15 protein-coding genes are annotated in these 17,461 nt (G+C 62.5%); 11 read left to right on the plus strand and 4 right to left on the minus strand.

What is annotated here, in order from left to right; all coding sequences use genetic code 11:
• Positions 1-59: 59 nt before the first annotated feature.
• On the minus strand, positions 60-947 hold the full coding sequence (locus RV1423_RS11365) for a LysR family transcriptional regulator (protein WP_034296612.1): 888 nt from the start codon (positions 945-947) through the stop codon (positions 60-62).
• A 236-nt stretch (positions 948-1,183) separates the two neighbouring features.
• Here RV1423_RS11365 and RV1423_RS11370 point away from each other — a divergent pair, with 236 nt between their 5' ends.
• Positions 1,184-1,978 (plus strand): TauD/TfdA family dioxygenase, encoded by a 795-nt coding sequence (locus RV1423_RS11370; protein ID WP_197034924.1) that lies wholly within the window; start codon positions 1,184-1,186, stop codon positions 1,976-1,978.
• 15 nt (positions 1,979-1,993) lie between these two features.
• Here RV1423_RS11370 and RV1423_RS11375 read toward each other — a convergent pair whose 3' ends face one another.
• Together RV1423_RS11375 and RV1423_RS11380 are read right to left on the minus strand one after the other, a co-directional pair.
• The gene (locus tag RV1423_RS11375; protein ID WP_034296616.1) at positions 1,994-3,004 is read right to left on the minus strand and encodes a response regulator transcription factor; all 1,011 of its coding nucleotides are present in this window, start codon (positions 3,002-3,004) and stop codon (positions 1,994-1,996) included.
• A complete protein-coding gene (locus tag RV1423_RS11380; protein ID WP_034296618.1) occupies positions 2,982-6,416 on the minus strand; it encodes an ATP-binding protein in 3,435 nt (1,144 codons plus the stop codon). The genes RV1423_RS11375 and RV1423_RS11380 overlap by 23 nt, the downstream gene beginning before the upstream one ends.
• 559 nt (positions 6,417-6,975) lie before the next feature.
• On the opposite strand from RV1423_RS11380, the gene urtA reads away from it, so the two are divergent.
• The 8 genes from urtA to RV1423_RS11425 all read left to right on the plus strand — a co-directional run bounded on the left by urtA (position 6,976) and on the right by RV1423_RS11425 (position 14,919).
• The gene (gene urtA, locus RV1423_RS11385) at positions 6,976-8,238 is read left to right on the plus strand and encodes an urea ABC transporter substrate-binding protein (protein ID WP_034296621.1); all 1,263 of its coding nucleotides are present in this window, start codon (positions 6,976-6,978) and stop codon (positions 8,236-8,238) included.
• A 398-nt stretch (positions 8,239-8,636) separates the two neighbouring features.
• The gene (urtB, locus tag RV1423_RS11395; protein ID WP_034296625.1) at positions 8,637-9,554 is read left to right on the plus strand and encodes an urea ABC transporter permease subunit UrtB; all 918 of its coding nucleotides are present in this window, start codon (positions 8,637-8,639) and stop codon (positions 9,552-9,554) included.
• A 49-nt stretch (positions 9,555-9,603) separates the two neighbouring features.
• On the plus strand, positions 9,604-10,809 hold the full coding sequence (gene urtC, locus RV1423_RS11400) for an urea ABC transporter permease subunit UrtC (RefSeq protein WP_034296627.1): 1,206 nt from the start codon (positions 9,604-9,606) through the stop codon (positions 10,807-10,809).
• A complete protein-coding gene (gene urtD / locus RV1423_RS11405; protein WP_034296630.1) occupies positions 10,806-11,573 on the plus strand; it encodes an urea ABC transporter ATP-binding protein UrtD in 768 nt (255 codons plus the stop codon). The genes urtC and urtD overlap by 4 nt, the downstream gene beginning before the upstream one ends.
• Positions 11,574-11,604: 31 nt before the next feature.
• Entirely contained in the window at positions 11,605-12,294 is a 690-nt protein-coding gene (gene urtE / locus RV1423_RS11410; protein WP_034296632.1) for an urea ABC transporter ATP-binding subunit UrtE, read from the plus strand.
• A 23-nt stretch (positions 12,295-12,317) separates the two neighbouring features.
• Entirely contained in the window at positions 12,318-13,340 is a 1,023-nt protein-coding gene (locus RV1423_RS11415) for an aliphatic amidase (protein ID WP_034296635.1), read from the plus strand.
• A gap of 29 nt (positions 13,341-13,369) precedes the next feature.
• Positions 13,370-14,548, plus strand: a complete 1,179-nt coding sequence (gene fmdA / locus RV1423_RS11420) for a formamidase (protein ID WP_034296637.1) — start codon at positions 13,370-13,372, stop codon at positions 14,546-14,548.
• Positions 14,549-14,622: 74 nt separating this feature from the next.
• Positions 14,623-14,919: an FmdB family zinc ribbon protein gene (locus RV1423_RS11425; RefSeq protein ID WP_034296639.1), complete on the plus strand. Its 297-nt coding sequence runs from the start codon at positions 14,623-14,625 to the stop codon at positions 14,917-14,919.
• A gap of 23 nt (positions 14,920-14,942) precedes the next feature.
• On the opposite strand, the gene RV1423_RS11430 is transcribed toward RV1423_RS11425, so the two are convergent.
• Positions 14,943-15,890, minus strand: a complete 948-nt coding sequence (locus RV1423_RS11430; protein WP_034296732.1) for an AraC family transcriptional regulator — start codon at positions 15,888-15,890, stop codon at positions 14,943-14,945.
• Positions 15,891-16,058: 168 nt separating this feature from the next.
• Here RV1423_RS11430 and RV1423_RS11435 point away from each other — a divergent pair, with 168 nt between their 5' ends.
• Positions 16,059-16,910 (plus strand): oxidoreductase, encoded by an 852-nt coding sequence (locus RV1423_RS11435; RefSeq protein WP_034296641.1) that lies wholly within the window; start codon positions 16,059-16,061, stop codon positions 16,908-16,910.
• Between the two features lie 175 nt (positions 16,911-17,085).
• Complete coding sequence (locus tag RV1423_RS11440; protein WP_197034925.1) at positions 17,086-17,325, plus strand: hypothetical protein; 240 nt, start codon at positions 17,086-17,088, stop codon at positions 17,323-17,325.
• Positions 17,326-17,461 lie beyond the last annotated feature (136 nt).

The raw sequence follows: 17,461 nt of genomic DNA on the forward strand, positions 1-17,461 counted from the left end.
CGCGTGGGTGATTGCGACGCGGTTGCCGGGTAGCTCCTGTGTCCCGGCTGAGAAATCATTTACGCCGGCCGCGACAGCAACTCCTCGACGTAGGCAATGAAAGCGCGCGCCTTGGCGCTGGCCATGCGGCCGCCGGGATAGACCGCCCACAGGTCCAGCGGCGGCAATTCCCATTCCGTCAGTACGCGTTTGAGCGCGCCGCTTTTCAGTTCCGGTTCGAACATCCATTCGGAAACGATCGCCAATCCCATGTCGGCCAGCACTGCGGCGCGCACGCCTTCGGCGGCGTTGACCTTGATGCGGCCGGACACCGCCACGGAAATCCGGTTGCCGCGGCGGCGGAATTCCCAGGCATGGCCGCCGCTCGGTCCATGGATGACTGCCGCGTGGCGACGCAGATCGGCCGGGCTGGCCGGCACGCCGGCCATGGCGAAATAGGCAGGCGTGCCGACCACCGAGCGCGGGCTTTGCGCAATCTTGCGTGCCGTCATGTCCGAGTCGCTGAGCGTGCCCATGCGCAGCGCGACGTCGATGCCTTCTTCCAGCATGTCGATATGCCGGTCATCGAGCACGACGTCGATGTTCAGATCCGGATGCGCATCGAGAAAAGGTTTCAGATAGGGCAGGATGCGCAGGCGTGCAAAAGTCACTGCGGTACATATCCTCAGCGGCCCCGCCAGGCCTGCGCCTGCATCGCGCGCGCTGCGGTCGGCTTCATCCGCTTCGTCGATGGCGCGCCGCGCGCGCTCGTAAAAACGCTGGCCCGCTTCGGTCGGCGCCAGGCCGCGCGTCGAACGCAGCAGCAGTCGCACGCCGAGCCGCTTTTCCAGTTGCGCCACGGTTTTGGAAATCGCCGGCTGGCCGACATTGAGACGGCGCGCGGCGCCGGAAAACGAGCCTGCCTCGACCACATTGGCGAAGGTTTCCATGGCATTCAGACGATCCATTCAATATTCCTTCCTGGAATTTACGATAGCGTTCCATTGGCGAAAATTGCCGGTTTTAGTATTGATTATTCCTTGAAGGAATGAATGATATGCCTTTCGCCTGCGTTCCGGGATGCTTTTATTTGCACGAAAATGACGCCATCAATCGCATCGAAGCGATCGCCGCCGGGCCGAAATCGCCGGGCCATTTTGTACGCGGAGCCGGCTGCTTCGCGTGGAGAGAGAAAGGAATCATCGTGAACGTCATTCCCATGGCGGCCGGCTTCGGCGCCCGTATTGAAGATATCGATTTGACCGGCCTGGACGCCGGCGCGCGGGAAACGCTGCGCGTAGCGCTGCTGGAGCATGGTCTGTTGGTGGTGCCGGCGCAGGCGCTCGATCCGCAGGCGCAAATCGCAGCGTCAGAAGTGTTCGGCGCGCTGGAAACCTTCCCGCCGACGCCGAGCCAGATTCCCGGCTATCCGCAAATCTTTCGCGTCGCCAGCCGCGCCGCCGACGGCCATACGGAGGTCGGCCGCTACTGGCATTCAGACGGTTCCTTCCGGACCGTGCCGACGCCGATCTCGGTGTGGCATCTGGAAGTCCAGCCCGAGCAAGGAGGGGATACCTGGTTTGTCGATTTGCAGGCGGCGTATCGCAGCCTGCCTGAACAGATCAAGGCACAGGTCAGGGATCTGCAGACCATGCATCGCAATGGCGTGCTGCATCCTTTGGTCATACCGCATCCGCGCACGGGTGTCGCCGGACTTTATCTCAACATCGGTTTGACCGCTGGCATTGTGGGAATGGGGCGCGAAGAATCGGCGGCGTTGATTGCCGCCATCGATAGCCATTTCTCAAGGGAGGGCGCGGTGTATCGCCATCAATGGCAGGCCGGCGACTTCGTCGTTGCAGACAACTTCCGCATCGCGCACCGGGCCACGCCGCTGTCTCCTTCGCAGCGGCGCATCCTGAACCGCACCACGGTGCGCGGCGACGGCGCGTTCTGGGACGGCGCACGCGTTGCCGGATCGCGCCTGGCGGCCGGTTGATCTGCAGCGCGCAAGTTACTGCAGCAAGCCGCTGTTCCTCGGCGCCGCCTGCTGCGCGCCGCTGGCCAGTACCGCCGCCGCCGAGCGCGTCTCCACGCCGAGTTTGATGAAGATGTGTTCGAGATGTTTGTTGACCGTGCGCGGACTCATGCCGAGGATCTCGGCGATGTCGCGGTTGGTCTTGCCCTTGCCCAGCCACATCAGCACGTCGCTTTCGCGCGGCGTCAGGTGATAGTTTTCCAGCGCCAGCGGATTGACCGCTTCCGTTGCGGACGACGGCGACGATATGGATGGCAGGTCGTCGGAGGGACTGTTTTTTTCTTCCAGCAGCAGCGTGATTTCATGTCCCTGGCCCGCCGCCGACAGTGCGATACGCAGTTCGCTGCCGCCTTGCGTCACGACCAGCGGCCGGATGTCGCCGCTGCCCTGGCGCTGGCGCACCAGGCTTTCGTTGAGCCAGGATTGCAGCGGCGCCGGCAGTTTGTGGCTGGCGCCATTGGCATGCATGTTGACCGGAAAGTATTTTTCCAGCCACATCGAGGCCTTGCTGGTCTGCCATAACGGCAGGCCGTTGCCGCCGAGGACGATCACGGCGTGCGCCGCGTGTTCGAGCATGCCGCGCGCCTGCGACATCATGCGCGCGGTCTTGATGTGCGCGCCGATGCGCGCCACCACTTCCTGCGGTTTGATCGGCTTGGTCACGTAATCGATGCCGCCGACCTCGAAGCCGCGCACCACATGTTCGGTCTCGGTCAGGCCGGTCATGAACACCACCGGCACATGGTTCATGCTCTTGAGCAGCTTGATGCGCTTGCAGGTCTCGAAGCCGTCGATGCCGGGCATGACGGCGTCGAGCAGGATCAGGTCCGGCGTGATGTAGTCGAGCCGCTCCAGCGCGCTGATGCCGTCGGTCGCCACCAGCACGATGTGGCCGCTTTCGTCGAGCGAGTCGGACAGCATGGCCAGGTTGTCCGGCTTGTCGTCGACGATCAGGACGACATGCCTATCGAACGTTGTTGACATCATGGCGGATCATCTCCTTGATACGGGTGACATATTCGTTGAGGCGGAACTGCTTGACCAGTTGCCGCAATTCGGTGGTGAACGGCAGGTAGGCGGAATTCTGCTGTTCCATGTCGTCGAGTTTTTTCAGGATGCCCTTGGCGTAGCCGATGGCGCCCAGTTCCAGCAGGGCGTGCAGTTTTTCCTGCGAGGGCACCAGCATCATGGGCTTGGACTCCAGCGGGGGCGATTCGCTTACGGGCGTCGGCAAGGATACCCAATCGATCTGCAGATGCAGTTTGATCTTGGACAGCAATTCATTATAGGAAATCGGCTTGACCACGAAGTCGTTGTACAGCGGCGGGTCGACGCGTTCGTGCGCGCTTTCGAAGGCATTGGCGGAGACGAAGACGATCGGCAACTGCACCAGGCCGCGCGCCCGGATCGCACGCGCCACCGACCAGCCGTCCATCAGCGGCATGGCGATGTCGAGCAGCACCAGGTCCGGTATCTGCCGCGTCAGCTCTTCGAGGCAGGCGATGCCGCCGTCGGCTTCGATGATCTCGAAGCCGAGAGGCCGCAGCATTTCCTTGAGCAGCAATCGTTGCGAGGCCTGGTCGTCGACCACCAGCACGCGTTTGCACGGACCGACGTAACCCGACATCTGGTCTTCCAGTTTGAGACGCGGGCGCGGTACGTGGACTTCCGGCAGATAGATTTTCAGGTGGAAGCTGCTGCCTGCCCCGACCTTGCTCTTGACCGCCAGTTCGCCGCCCATGATGTGGGTCAGCATGCTGCTGATCGCCAGGCCGAGGCCGGTGCCGATGTCTTCGCGCAGGTTGGCGGCATTGCTGCGTTCGAACGGCAGGAAGATGCGTTCGAGGTCGTCGTCGGCAATGCCGATGCCGGTGTCGATGATGTCGAAGTAGGCGATCTCGCGCACGTAGCGCACGCGTACCGTGATGCCGCCGCGGTCGGTAAACTTGACGGCGTTGCCGAGCAGGTTGATCAGGATCTGGCGCAGGCGCTTCTGGTCGGCGTGGACGATATGCGGAATGCGTCCGGTCTTCTCGAAGCGGAAACTCAATCCCTTCTGCTCCGCCTGCGGCGCGAACATCTCGGCGATCTGGTCGAGGAATTCGGACAGCGCCAGTTCGTCCGACGCCAGCCGCATCTTGCCGGCCTCGATCTTGGCGATGTCGAGCAGGCCGTCGATCAGGCTCAGCAAATGCTCGCCGCTGCGGCGGATCACCGCGATCGCATCCTTGCGCGCCGGCGGGATGGTGGCGTCGACATGCAGGATCTGCGCATAGCCGAGGATGCTGTTCAAGGGCGTGCGCAACTCGTGGCTCATGCCGGTGACGAAGCGGCTCTTGGCCAGATTGGCGGACTCGGCGGCTTCCTTGGCGCGCTGCAGTTCGGCGTCGGTCTGTTTGTGCGCCTCGATTTCCTGCAGCAGCAGGTTGGTCTGGCGTTCCGATTCCTCATGCGCGACGCTGCGGCTTTCGTTGGTCAGGATCAGCCACCACGAGCCGACGCCGATCAACACCAGCAAGGTGCAGAACAGCTTGATGAAGATGCTCTGGATGGAATCGGGACCGCTCGGCGTCAGGCCGGAGATGCCGGCCATCTGCTGGAAGTAGAGCATCCACAGCACCACCGCCAGGCCGCCCGAAAGCAGGCTGAAGACGATCAGGTAATGGCCGATGCGCGTGTTCAGCTTGAGCGTGAAGCGCGCCGGCAAAAAGCTGCTCAGCGTATTGAACATCTGATTCGGCAGGCGCGACGCCGGCGTCTTGCAGCGGTCGTTGCAGCGCGCGTCGAGCGAACAGCACAAGGAACAGATCGCGCCCTGGTAGGCCGGGCAATGGGCCATGTCGGGCATTTCAAACCGGTTGCCGCAGATCACGCAATCGAGTTCGGCGTGTGCGTTGCAGGCGTCGTGCGGCGCATGCAGATGCTCGAGCAAGGTATCGTGACGCGCAATGTAGTAGCGGCTTTTGGTGGCGATCGCGATCAGCGGCGCCGCCAGCAGGGCCGTGCCGAGGGCGATGAAGGGCGACAGCGCATGCGCCAGTTTGCCGAACACGCCGGACATGGCGATGGCCGACAGGATCGAGGCGATCGCCATGGCGCCGACGCCGACCGGATTGATGTCGTACAGATGCGCGCGCTTGAACTCGATGTGCGCCGGGCTGAGCTTGAGCGGCTTGTTGATCACCAGGTCCGACACCACCGCGCCTATCCATGAAATCGCCACCAGGCCGTACAGCGCCAGCACATGCTCGAGCGCGTTGAACACGCCCAGCTCCATCAGCAGCACCGCGATCAGCACGTTGAACACCAGCCACACCACGCGGCCCGGATGGCTGTGCGTCAGGCGCGCGAAGAAGTTGGACCAGGCCAGCGAACCGGCATAGGCGTTGGTGACGTTGATCTTGACCTGCGACACGATGACGAACAGCGCCACCGCCGCCATCACCCAGGCCGGATTGGAAAACACATATTGATAACCGATCAGATACATCTGGGTCGGCTCGACCGCCTTGCCCATCGGTACTTCGTGCTGGATCGCGAGGAAGGCCAGCAAGGCGCCGCCCAGCATCTTGGCGCCGCCGAGCAGGATCCATCCCGGTCCTGCCAGCAGCAGCGCGGTCCACCAGCGGCCGCGATTGGCCGGCGTCTTCTCCGGCAGGAAGCGCAGGAAGTCGACCTGCTCGCCAATCTGCGCGATCAGCGAAAACGCCACCGTCGCGGCTGCGCCGAACAGCAGGATGTTGAACGAGCCGCCGTCCTCGGCGCGACCGGTGAAGGTGATGAGATTGCTCAACGCTTCCGGCTCCTTGTACAGCACGCAGGCGTAGGGCAACAGCAGCAGCACGATCCACAGCGGCTGCGTCCACATCTGCAGCCGGTTGATCAGCGTGATGCCGTACGCCACCATCGGGATCACGATCAGCGAACACAGCACGTAGCCGTACACCAGCGGCAGGCCGAAATAGATTTCAATGGCCTGCGCCATGATGGCCGCTTCCAGCGCAAAGAAGATGAAGGTGAAGCTGGCGTAGATCAGCGACGTGATGGTCGAACCGATATAACCGAAGCCGGCGCCGCGCGTGAGCAGGTCCATGTCGACGCCGTACCTGGCGGCGTAATAGCTGATCGGCAGGCCGGTCAGGAAGAACAGCACCACCACGCACATGATGGCCCAGAACGTGTTGGTAAATCCATAACTGAGCGTGATGGCGCCGCTGATTGCCTCCAGCGCCAGGAACGAGGTCGCGCCCAGCGCGGTGTTGGCCAGGCGGAACTCGGACCAGCGCCTGAACGAGCGCGGGGTATAGCGCAGCGCGTAGTCTTCCAGGGTTTCGTTGGCAACCCAGGTGTTGTAGTCGCGGCGGACCTTGACGATGCGTTGGATGGCGGGATTGGTCACATTTTGCTCGCATTGATCGGGAAGGCTGCGCCGGACCGGAAGCTTGCTCCGCATTTGCCCGCGTGATGCTGCAGGGCGGAAAAGACCGGCTTCGTGGACAGCAGGAGCAACTCGTTCTCCATGAAGCAATTTTCAAACCAATCGCACCGTCCTGGCATACGTCAAATGACGTATGCCGAAACGCCGCCGCGCCGCCGATTCACCAAAACGCAGCGTCGGCGCGGGCAGGAAATTCACCGGCGGCAACGCGCCCGCCGCAAAAACGCACCAATACCATGCCGCGCGTGGGCGAAACCTGTGCGGGCGGGTGCTTCCCCGGGCGCCCGGGTTTTACGTTAAACGACGTATTGTTGCGCCGCATCGCAAAACCTATTCTTCGTCCCAGAACGAGCGGAAAGCAAACCGGCAGGGAGAAAAACACTCGCATGTACCGCACTGCATCTGCATGCAGGCGGCCGGCGGTGGAGATGGGTCGGTCTTTCGGTTCGTTTTGAAGCTGCCCAATCCGACAGGCCTGATAAGCCCGACAACGTCCAATAACGCTCGAAAGGAGTACCGCATGTCGCACCGTTCCTCTTCCAAACCGCCTTCATCGCAACGACGCAAGATCATGATGGGCATCGTTGCCGGCGCCGCCGGTGCTGCCATGGCGCTCCCTGGCCTGGCCGTGGCGCAGCAGTTCCCGACCGCCAAGATCAACACCACCAAGCTGGCCATCACCGACACCGAAGTCACCGTCGGCCAGTTGCACTCCGCCACCGGCACGATGGCCATCAGCGAAACCGGTTCGATCCAGGCCGAACGCCTGGCGATCGACCAGATCAATTCGATGGGCGGCATCCTTGGTCGCAAGATCAAGATCATCCAGGAAGACGGCGCCAGCGACTGGCCGACCTTTGCCGAAAAAGCCAAGAAGCTGCTCGAGAACGACCACGTCGCCGCCGTCTTCGGCTGCTGGACTTCGGCCTCGCGCAAAGCCGTGCTGCCGGTGTTCGAAAAGGACAACGGCCTGCTCTACTACCCGACCTTCTATGAAGGCCTGGAGCAATCCAAGAACGTCTTCTACACCGGCCAGGAAGCCACGCAACAGGTGCTGGCCGGCCTGAACTGGGTGGCCAAGGAAAAGAAGGCCAAGACCTTCTTCCTGATCGGTTCCGACTACATCTGGCCGCGCACCTCCAACAAGATCGCCCGCAAGCACATCGAAAACGTGCTCAAGGGTTCGGTGGTCGGCGAAGAGTACTACCCGCTCGGCAACACCCAGTTCGGTTCGCTGATCAACAAGATCAAGCTGAAAAAACCTGACGTCATTTTCGCCGACGTGGTCGGCGGCAGCAACGTCGCGTTCTACAAGCAGTTGAAGGCGGCCGGCGTCACCGCCAAGACGCAGAACCTGCTGACCATTTCGGTCACCGAAGATGAAATGCTCGGCATCGGCGGCGAAAACGTCGAAGGCTTCTTCGCCTCGATGAAGTATTTCCAGAGCCTCGACAATCCGAACAACAAGAAATTCGTGGCCGAGTTCAAGGCCAAGTTCGGCGCCAATTCGGTGATCGGCGACGTGACGCAGGCGGCCTACCTCGGCCCGTGGCTGTGGAAGGCCGCGGTTGAAAAAGCCGGCAGCTTCGACGTCGACAAGGTGGTCGCGGCCTCGCCCGGCATCGAACTGAAGACTGCGCCGGAAGGCTACGTCAAGGTCCACGCCAACCATCACCTGTGGAGCAAGACGCGCATCGGCGAAGCACAGAAGGACGGCCAGTTCAAGGTCATCTATGAATCGGACCTGATCGAACCGAATCCTTTCCCGAAGGGTTATCAATAAGCCTCATCAACCACAACATCCGTCGTCCTGACGAAAGTCAGGACCCAGCGTCGTGAAGAAGGCCGTAGCGCCGGGCAATGGGATGCGCCAACGCCACTGGGTCCCGGCGTGCGCCGGGACGACGGTGGTGGTTGAGGTGTGCATCGGTCTTGCTGTCGTCCTGACGCAAGTCAGGACCCAGCGTCGTGAAGAAGGCGATAGCGCCGGGCAGTTTGATGCGTTAACGCCGCTGGGGCCCGGTGTGTGCCGGGACGACGGCAGAACCGGTTCGGCGATCGCAGTTGATTTGTTGGCAGCAAAGCGGCGGCGCCTGTAGTGACATGCGGGCGCTGCCGCCCACGTAATTGAAGCACTCAAGGTTTTTATTTTCCTTTTCATCACCCAGGGCGGGAGTCAATATGGTTTCTCTATCCGAATTCGGCGCCATCTTCGCCATGCAGGGCTTCAACGGCCTCTCGGTGTTTTGCGTCCTGCTGCTGATGGCGCTCGGCCTGGCCATCATCTTCGGGCAGATGGGCGTGATCAACATGGCGCATGGCGAATTCCTGACCATCGGCGCCTACATCACCTACCTGCTCTCGCACCTGACGACGACTTACGCGCCCAGCCTGCAGCCTTTCTATTTCTTCGGCGCGGTGGTGCTGTCCTTCATCGTCGCCTACGGCGTTGGCTATCTCACCGAGCTGCTGCTGATCAGCCGCCTGTACAAGCGTCCGCTCGATACGCTGCTGGCGACCTGGGGCCTGAGCCTGGCGATGCAGCAGACTTTCCGTTCCATCTTCGGCGCCAAGGAGGTCAGCGCCACCTTGCCCGACTGGCTGCTCGGTTCGTTCAAGCCGACCGAGAACATCGACATTCCCATCAACGGCCTGTTCATGATGGGACTGACGGTCTTGCTGACCGGCACCATCTTCGTGCTGCTGTTCCGCTCGCGCTGGGGTTTGCAGGTGCGCGCCACGATGCAGAACCGCGTCATGAGCGGCGCCGTCGGCATCAACACGCGCAAGGTCGACCGCACCACGTTTGCGCTCGGTTGCGGCGTGGCGGGCGTGGCCGGCGCGGCGTTCACCACGATCGGTTCGACCGGGCCGACCAGCGGCTCGCTGTACATCGTCGACACCTTCCTGGTGGTGGTGTTCGGCGGCGCCCAGAGCCTGATCGGCACGATCGCTTCGGCCTTCTCGATTGCGCAGACGCAATCCACCGCGGAGTTCTTCCTGACCGGCTCGATGGCCAAGGTGCTGACGCTGTCGGCGGTGATCCTGATCCTGATGCTGCGGCCGCAGGGATTGTTCTCCGTGCGCGTGCGCAAGTAGAGCAAATGAGCGCCACGTTTTCCAGACTTCCCATCCGCGAGGTTCAACGATGAATGCAGCATACGAAAAAATATTGGGAGGCAGATCCGGGCTGGCCGGACTGCTGATACTGGCAGTCCTGTTGCTGGTGGTGTTTCCGCTGGGCCTGGACATCTTCCGTCTCAACCTGGTCGGCAAATACCTGTCCTACGCCTTCGTCGCCGTCGGCCTGGTGCTGTGCTGGGGTTACGGCGGCATCCTCAGCCTCGGGCAGGGCGTGTTCTTCGGCGTCGGCGGCTATTGCATGGCGATGTTCCTGAAGCTGGAAGCGTCCGACCCGATCAGCACCAAGATCCAGTCCACGCCCGGCATTCCCGACTTCATGGACTGGAACCAGATCACCTCCTTGCCGGCCATGTGGCAGCCTTTCCACAGCTTCAGTTTCACGGTGCTGGCGGTGCTGGCGGTGCCGACGCTGCTGGCGCTGGTGATCGGCATGGCGATGTTCAAGCGGCGCGTCGGCGATGTGTATTTCTCCATCGTGACGCAGGCGATCGCGGCGATCCTGTCGATCCTGATCATCGGCCAGCAGGGCCTGACCGGCGGCGTCAACGGCATCACCGACCTGAAGACGCTGATGGGCTGGGATATCCGCACCGACAGCGCCAAGATGATCCTGTATTTCGTCAATGCCGGCCTGTTGTTCGCCTGCATCCTGTTCGGCCGTTTCATCCTGACCTCCAAGCTCGGCCGCCTGCTGATGGCGATGCGCGACAAGGAAGAGCGCGTGCGCTTTTCCGGTTACGACGTCGCCAGTTTCAAGGTCTTCGTGTTTTGCGTGGCGGCGATGTTCTCGGCCATCGGCGGCGCCATGTTCACCTTGCAGGTCGGCTTCATGTCGCCGTCCTTCGTCGGCATCGTGCCGTCGATCGAGATGGTGATCTATGCGGCGGTCGGCGGACGCATGTCGCTGCTCGGCGCGGTGTACGGCACGCTGCTGGTCAACTTCGGCAAGACCTATTTCTCCGAAACCTTTCCCGAGCTGTGGCTGTTCCTGATGGGCGGCCTGTTCATCGCGGTGGTGATGTACTTCCCCAACGGCCTGGCCGGCGTGTACGAAAAGCAGGGCAAGCGCCTGGCGGCCAGGTTTTTGGCGACATTCACGCGCAAACCAGCCCCGGCCGACGAGCCCGACGCGGCAAAGGCGAAAACAGCAGTCAAACCGGATGCCGCCGGGATCGCGATCGACGGCGCCAACCTGGAGGCCAGCAAATGAACAACGCACCCATAGGATTCGAATCGACCGACCATCCGGTGCTGGCGATCGAGGACCTGACGGTTTCCTTCGACGGCTTCAAGGCGGTCGACAAGCTCAACCTGTATGTCCAGCGCAATGAAGTGCGCGTGGTGATCGGCCCCAACGGCGCCGGCAAGACCACCGTGCTGGACCTGATCTGCGGCAAGACGCAGGCGACCTCGGGCAGCATCCGCTTCAACAACCACGAGCTGACCAAGATGAGCGAGCACGCCATCGTGCGCGTCGGCGTCGGCCGCAAGTTCCAGACGCCGTCGATCTATGAAAACCTCAGCGTGTTCGAGAACCTGGAGATGTCGTTTCCGCGCGGCCGCAAGGTGTTCGGCGCGCTGATGTTCAAGCGCTCGCCGGACGTGGTGGCGCGCGTGGAATCGGTGGCCGCCGAGATTTTCCTAGACCAGTATCTGTATACCCAGGCCGACTTGCTGTCGCACGGCCAGAAGCAGTGGCTGGAGATCGGCATGCTGCTGATGCAGGAGCCGGAACTGCTGATGCTGGACGAACCGGTAGCCGGCATGAGCGTGTCCGAGCGCGAAAAGACCGCGCAACTGCTGGGCCGCATCAGCCAGGGGCGTTCGGTGGTGGTGATCGAACACGACATGGATTTCGTCAAGAGCATCGCGCACAAGGTGACCGTGCTGCATCAGGGCAAGATCCTCGCCGAAGGCAGCATGGACAAGGTGCAGTCGGATCCCAAAGTCATTGATGTCTATCTGGGTCACTGAGTCAATCACCAATTAATCCACGGAGCCAGCCATGTTCAACGTATCCAACCTCGCCTCCGGCTATGGCCAGAGCGCCGTCATCCACGACATCAACCTGTCGGTGGCGAAGGAGGAAATCGTCGCCGTCATGGGCCGCAACGGCATGGGAAAGACCACGCTGTTCAAGACGCTGATGGGCATCCTGCCGCTGCGCGACGGCAGCATCAAGATCGACGGCGTCGAGCTCGGCGCGATGGAGAGCTATCAGCGCGTCGCGCGCGGGGTCGCTTATGTGCCGCAGGGGCGCATGATCTTCCCCGGCATGACGGTGCTGGAAAACATCCAGACCGGCCTCGCCGCCGAGGCGCGCGGCAAGGTGCCGGACGAGTTGTACGCGCTGTTCCCGGTGCTGTACGACATGCGCGGCCGCAAGGGCGGCAACCTCTCCGGCGGCCAGCAGCAGCAACTGGCGATCGCACGCGCGCTGGCGACCAATCCGCGCGTGCTGCTGCTGGACGAGCCGACCGAAGGCATCCAGCCGTCCATCATCAAGGACATCGCGCGCAGTCTCAAGGAAATCCGCAAGATCCGCCAGCTCACCATCATCGTGTCGGAGCAGGTGTTGAGCTTCACGCTGGAAATCGCCGACCGTTTCCTGGTGATCGACAAGGGCCGCTTCGTCTACGAAGACACGCGCGCCAATGTCGATGCGCCGACCATCAGCAAATATCTGTCCGTTTAGTTTTAGCGCAAAGGAGCAACATCATGAGGCATGGGGACATATCGAGCAGCAAGGACGCGGTAGGCGTGGCGGTCGTCAATTACAAGATGCCGCGCCTGCACAACCGCGCCGAGGTGATGGACAACGTCCACAGGATCGCGGCCATGCTGGTCGGCATGAAGCAGGGTTTGCCCGGGCTCGATCTGGTGATTTTTCCCGAGTACTCGACGCACGGCATCATGTACGACGAGAAGGAAATGTACGACACCGCCGCCACCGTGCCCGGCGAAGAGACCCGGGTGTTTTCGGAAGCCTGCCGCATCGCCGGCGTCTGGGGCGTGTTCTCGCTGACCGGCGAGCGCCATGAAGAACATCCGCACAAGGCGCCGTACAACACGCTGATCCTGATCAACGACCAGGGCGAGATCGTGCAGAAGTACCGCAAGATCATGCCGTGGACGCCGATCGAAGGCTGGTATCCGGGCGACACGACCTATGTCTGCGACGGACCCAAGGGCCTCAAGGTCAGCCTGATCATCTGCGACGACGGCAATTATCCGGAAATCTGGCGCGACTGCGCCATGAAGGGCGCCGAGCTGATCGTGCGCTGCCAGGGCTACATGTATCCGGCCAAGGACCAGCAGGTGCTGGTCGCCAAGGCGATGGCGTGGATGAACAACGTCTATGTGGCCGTCGCCAACGCGGCCGGTTTCGACGGCGTGTATTCCTATTTCGGGCACTCGGCGATTGTCGGCTTCGACGGCCGCACGCTGGGCGAATGCGAGACCGAAGAGATGGGCATCCAGTACGCCGAACTGTCGGTCGGCGCGATCCGCGATGCGCGCCGCAACTGGCAGTCGCAGAACCATCTGTTCAAGCTGCTGCATCGCGGCTATACCGGCAAGATCAATTCCGGCGAGTCGGCGGCGGGCGTGGCCGATTGTCCTTTCGATTTCTACAAGACCTGGGTCAACGATCCGCAGGCCGCGCGCGCCAGGGTCGAGGCGATCACGCGCAAGACCGCCGGCACGCCGGAATGTCCGGTGCCTGGCATCCCCAACGAATAACCGTCATTCCACACGAGAAGGAGAGTCGCATGCAACACTTCAAGATCAAGCCCGGCGTACCGCTGGCGGAGCAACCGGAGCTCGGACACAATCGCTGGCATCCCGACCTGCCGTTCCTGTCGTCGGTCAAGCCGGGCGAATCGATACTGATCGAATCGCTGGATTTCCTCGACGCGCAGATCAAGGATACCGACGATGTTTCCGACGTCAAGAACGTCGACCTCACGCGCGCGCATCCGCTGACCGGTCCTTTCCACGTCGAAGGCGCCGAGCCGGGCGACCTGCTGGTGATCGACCTGCTCGATATCAAGCCGGTGACGCCGGTCGGGTTCTCGGGCGTGTTTTCCAAGGAAAACGGCGGCGGCTTCCTGGCCGATTATTTTCCTGACGCGGACAAGGCGATCTGGGACCTCAAGGGTTTGTATGCGACTTCGCGCCATATCCCCGGCGTGCGCATCGCCGGCCTGACGCATCCCGGCCTGATGGGTTGTCTGCCCTCGCATGACCTGCTGGCCGAGTGGAATCGCCGCGAAGCGCCGCTGGCCGCCAAGGGCCTGGCCAAGCCGCCCGATCCGAGCACCGCCGTCTTGCGCGGCCTGACCGGCGCCAAGTTCGACGAAATGGCCAAGATCGCGGCGCGCACCGTGCCGCCGCGCGAACATGGCGGCAATACCGACATCAAGGACTTGTCGGCCGGCACGCGGATTTTCTTCCCGGTCTACGTCAAAGGCGCCGGCTTCTCGATGGGCGACCTGCACTTCTCGCAGGGCGACGGCGAAATCGGCTTCTGCGGCGCGATCGAAATGGACGGCGTCAGCCACGTCGGCTTCGACCTGATCAAGGGCGGCATGGCGAAGTACAACATCACCTCGCCGATCTTCATGCCCAGCATCGTCAAGCCGCATTACGAACAATGGCTGACCTTCGAAGGCATCAGCGTCGAAAACGGCGTCAACTACTACCTCGACGCCACGGTCGCCTATCGCCAGGCTTGCCTGAAAGCGATCGACTACCTGACGCACTTCGGCTACACCGGCAGCCAGGCCTACATGCTGCTGACCGCGGCGCCGGTGGAAGGACGCATCGGCGGCATCGTCGACATTCCCAACTGCGCCTGCACGGTGGCCTTGCCGACCTCGATCTTCGACCAGGACATCACGCCCAAGGGCATGCTCAACGACAAGTCGTACTGGGGCCGCAAGCCCTAGTTGCCGAATGTGCGGACGGCGGCAGCGTCGTCCGCACGGCAGCGCATTGAATCAACGTCACACCGGAGGAGAACATGCCCTTATACGATATCCGCTGCAGCCACTGCGAAGGCATCTTCGAGAAATTCCTGAGCATGCAGGCCCTGCATGGCCAGGTGGCGTGCCCTTACTGCAAAACGGATACGACCGCCGCGCCGCTGCTGACCGGCGGCCGCGTCGGCCTGCAGGTCACCGAACGCTGGCGGCCGCGCAACGGCGCCGAACAACTGGCGGGGCAGGGCGCCGCCGGACCGGGGGCGCACGCCGGCGCCGGCCGCAGCAGCGTGCTGCACAATTGCAAGGGACATAGTTGCAGCATTTGCGCCACCTGAACATCTTGCGTTGATGGCGGCATTCAGTGCGATGAGACGAACTGCGCGCCTTCATCCTGCGGCGGCATGGCGAAACGCTTGCGCATGCGCTCTACTTCATCGACCGGCGTGCGGCCGAACAGGCGTTTGAATTCGCGGCTGAACTGCGACGGACTTTGGTAGCCGACGCGTGCGCTGGCGGCGCCTGCCGTCATGTCGTTGCGCAGCATCAGCAGGCGCGCCTGGTGCAGCCGCGTCGACTTCAGGTATTGCATTGGCGAGGTGTCGGTCACGGTCTTGAAATGGGCGTGGAACGTCGGCACGCTCATGCCGGCTTCCTGCGCCAGCATGTCGATGTCGAGCGTCTCGCCGTAGCTGCGATGGATCATGCTGATGGCGCGCGAGATCTTGCCGAACTGGCCCTGCATGGTCAGCGCCGCGCGCATCGATCCTCCCTGTTGTCCGGTCAGCACGCGAAAGTAGATCTCGCGCACCAGCGACGGACCCAGCACTGCCGCCTCCAGCGGATCCTGCATCGCTTCCAGGAAACGCAGCACCGATATGCCGAGTTGCGCTTCCATCGGCGTCGATACCATGCCGCGCGGCCTGGCGTCGCTGGGGCCGACGCGTTCGTCGATCTGCAGCATCAGTTGCGCCGCCAGATTGAAGTCGAGGCGCAGGTAGATCGCCAGCATCGGTTCCTTGGCGCTGGCGTCGGTCTCCATCGAAAACGGCACCGGCACCGATACCGCCAGGTAATGCTGGGCATCGTACAAATACACCTCCGATCCGAGATAGCCGCGCTTGCGTCCCTGGGCGACAATCACGATGCCGGGCTCGTACAGCACCGGCATGCGGCGCAGCGGACGGTTCGAGCGCAGGAAACGCACATCCGGCAGCGGCGACAGGTTGTAGCCTTCCAGCGGCGTCAGCGCCGCCAGCAGGTCGACCATGCCTCGTCGTACTTCCTTGGGAGTTGAAGCTTGTGTCATGTCATCGGATCCGGCAAGCTGGAATGCGGCCACTTTGCCACTTTCTGCGACGTTTTTCCAGTTCGTCAGAGGATCAGGCAAACATAGGAGAAAAAACGGCAGTTGCGGGCAGCGGTGCAAATCGATAATGCGGCATCCGTTCTTCAACGCACCGCAAAGGAAAATGCCATGTCTGCAGCAAAGACCTTCTTCATCACCGGCGTCAGCAGCGGTTTCGGCCGCGCGCTCGCCGACGCCGCCATCGAAGCCGGCCATCGCGTCGTCGGCACCGTGCGCAACGGCGACGCCTGCCGCGAGTTCGAGTCGCGCCATGCACAGCAGCCCGGCCGCGCATTTGCGCGCATCCTCGACGTCACCGATTTCGCCGCCGCGGAGAATATCGTCCCTGAAGTCGACGCAAGCATCGGCGCCGTCGACGTGCTGGTCAACAATGCCGGTTACGGACATGAGGGCATCTTCGAGGAATCCGACATGGATGCGCTCAGGCGCCAGTTCGACGTCAACGTGTTCGGCGCGGTCGCCGTGACCAGGTCCTTCGTCCCTTTCATGCGTCGCCGCCGGCGCGGCCACATCATCAACATCACCTCGATGGGCGGCTTCATCACGATGCCGGGCATTGCGTATTACTGCGGCAGCAAGTTCGCGCTCGAGGGCATTTCGGAAACGCTGGGCAAGGAACTGAAAGCCTTCAACGTCTTCGTCACCGCGGTCGCACCGGGTTCGTTCCGCACCGACTGGGCGGGGCGCTCGATGGTGCGCTCGCCGCGCAGCATCGCCGACTACGATGCGCTGTTCGATCCCATCCGCACGACGCGCAGGGAACGCAGCGGCAGGCAGCCGGGCGATCCGCGCAAGGCCGCGCAAGCGATGCTGACACTGGTCGATAGTCCGACGCCGCCGGCGCATTTGCTGCTCGGCAGCGATGCACTGGGATTGGTGAGGGAGAAACTCGACGAACTGACGGCGGAATTGTCGCGATGGGAGGCGCTGACGCGCTCGACGGACGCCGACGATATCTGACGCCCACGATATCTGACGGATTGCTGAATTCGCTTACAGATTAATACAACTTTCCCGTCTCCGTTCCCGGGCTTTCCGGCGTTAAGGGGAGCAGCGGCGGCAGTGCGCCGGCTTGTATGGACCGCACTGCCGCGTTGAAACCGTAACCGCAGTTTCCCGAAGAGGAGCACATGACATGCATACCAGATTGATCAGATTGGCAGGACTGCTGTCGGCGGCGGTCGTCGTTGCCGCCGTCAGCGGCTGCGTCGTCACGCCGCCCACCATTCGCCCCGCCTACGTCGCGCCGCCCGGGGTGGTTTACGTGGAACCGACTTACGCCTCGCCCGGTCCCGGCTATGTGTGGGCTTATCACGCGCACTACGGTTGGGGTTGGCATCATCCGCAATACGGCTGGCATCGCGGCTGGCGCTGATCGGTATCGATATACCCCGACGCCGTAAAAGACGCGGCCTCAATACGGCCCCGCACTCCTTGTATCCGGAATGCGGGGCGTTTTCATTGCAGGGGCGTCGACGTGTGGGCGCATCGAAGTACGCAGTCGCGCTGCG

This window comes from Herbaspirillum sp. RV1423 (genome assembly GCF_000577615.1).
Taxonomy (GTDB): Bacteria; Pseudomonadota; Gammaproteobacteria; order Burkholderiales; family Burkholderiaceae_D; genus Herbaspirillum.

Excerpts from the sequence above, each read along its gene's own strand:
- RV1423_RS11365 (WP_034296612.1), bottom strand. The coding sequence starts at position 947 with ATGGATCGTCTGAATGCCATGGAAACCTTCGCCAATGTGGTCGAGGCA.
- RV1423_RS11375 (WP_034296616.1), bottom strand. The coding sequence starts at position 3,004 with ATGATGTCAACAACGTTCGATAGGCATGTCGTCCTGATCGTCGACGAC.
- urtA (WP_034296621.1), top strand. The coding sequence starts at position 6,976 with ATGTCGCACCGTTCCTCTTCCAAACCGCCTTCATCGCAACGACGCAAG.
- urtB (WP_034296625.1), top strand. The coding sequence starts at position 8,637 with ATGGTTTCTCTATCCGAATTCGGCGCCATCTTCGCCATGCAGGGCTTC.
- urtC (WP_034296627.1), top strand. The coding sequence starts at position 9,604 with ATGAATGCAGCATACGAAAAAATATTGGGAGGCAGATCCGGGCTGGCC.
- urtD (WP_034296630.1), top strand. The coding sequence starts at position 10,806 with ATGAACAACGCACCCATAGGATTCGAATCGACCGACCATCCGGTGCTG.
- urtE (WP_034296632.1), top strand. The coding sequence starts at position 11,605 with ATGTTCAACGTATCCAACCTCGCCTCCGGCTATGGCCAGAGCGCCGTC.
- RV1423_RS11415 (WP_034296635.1), top strand. The coding sequence starts at position 12,318 with ATGAGGCATGGGGACATATCGAGCAGCAAGGACGCGGTAGGCGTGGCG.
- fmdA (WP_034296637.1), top strand. The coding sequence starts at position 13,370 with ATGCAACACTTCAAGATCAAGCCCGGCGTACCGCTGGCGGAGCAACCG.
- RV1423_RS11425 (WP_034296639.1), top strand. The coding sequence starts at position 14,623 with ATGCCCTTATACGATATCCGCTGCAGCCACTGCGAAGGCATCTTCGAG.
- RV1423_RS11430 (WP_034296732.1), bottom strand. The coding sequence starts at position 15,890 with ATGACACAAGCTTCAACTCCCAAGGAAGTACGACGAGGCATGGTCGAC.
- RV1423_RS11435 (WP_034296641.1), top strand. The coding sequence starts at position 16,059 with ATGTCTGCAGCAAAGACCTTCTTCATCACCGGCGTCAGCAGCGGTTTC.
- RV1423_RS11440 (WP_197034925.1), top strand. The coding sequence starts at position 17,086 with ATGCATACCAGATTGATCAGATTGGCAGGACTGCTGTCGGCGGCGGTC.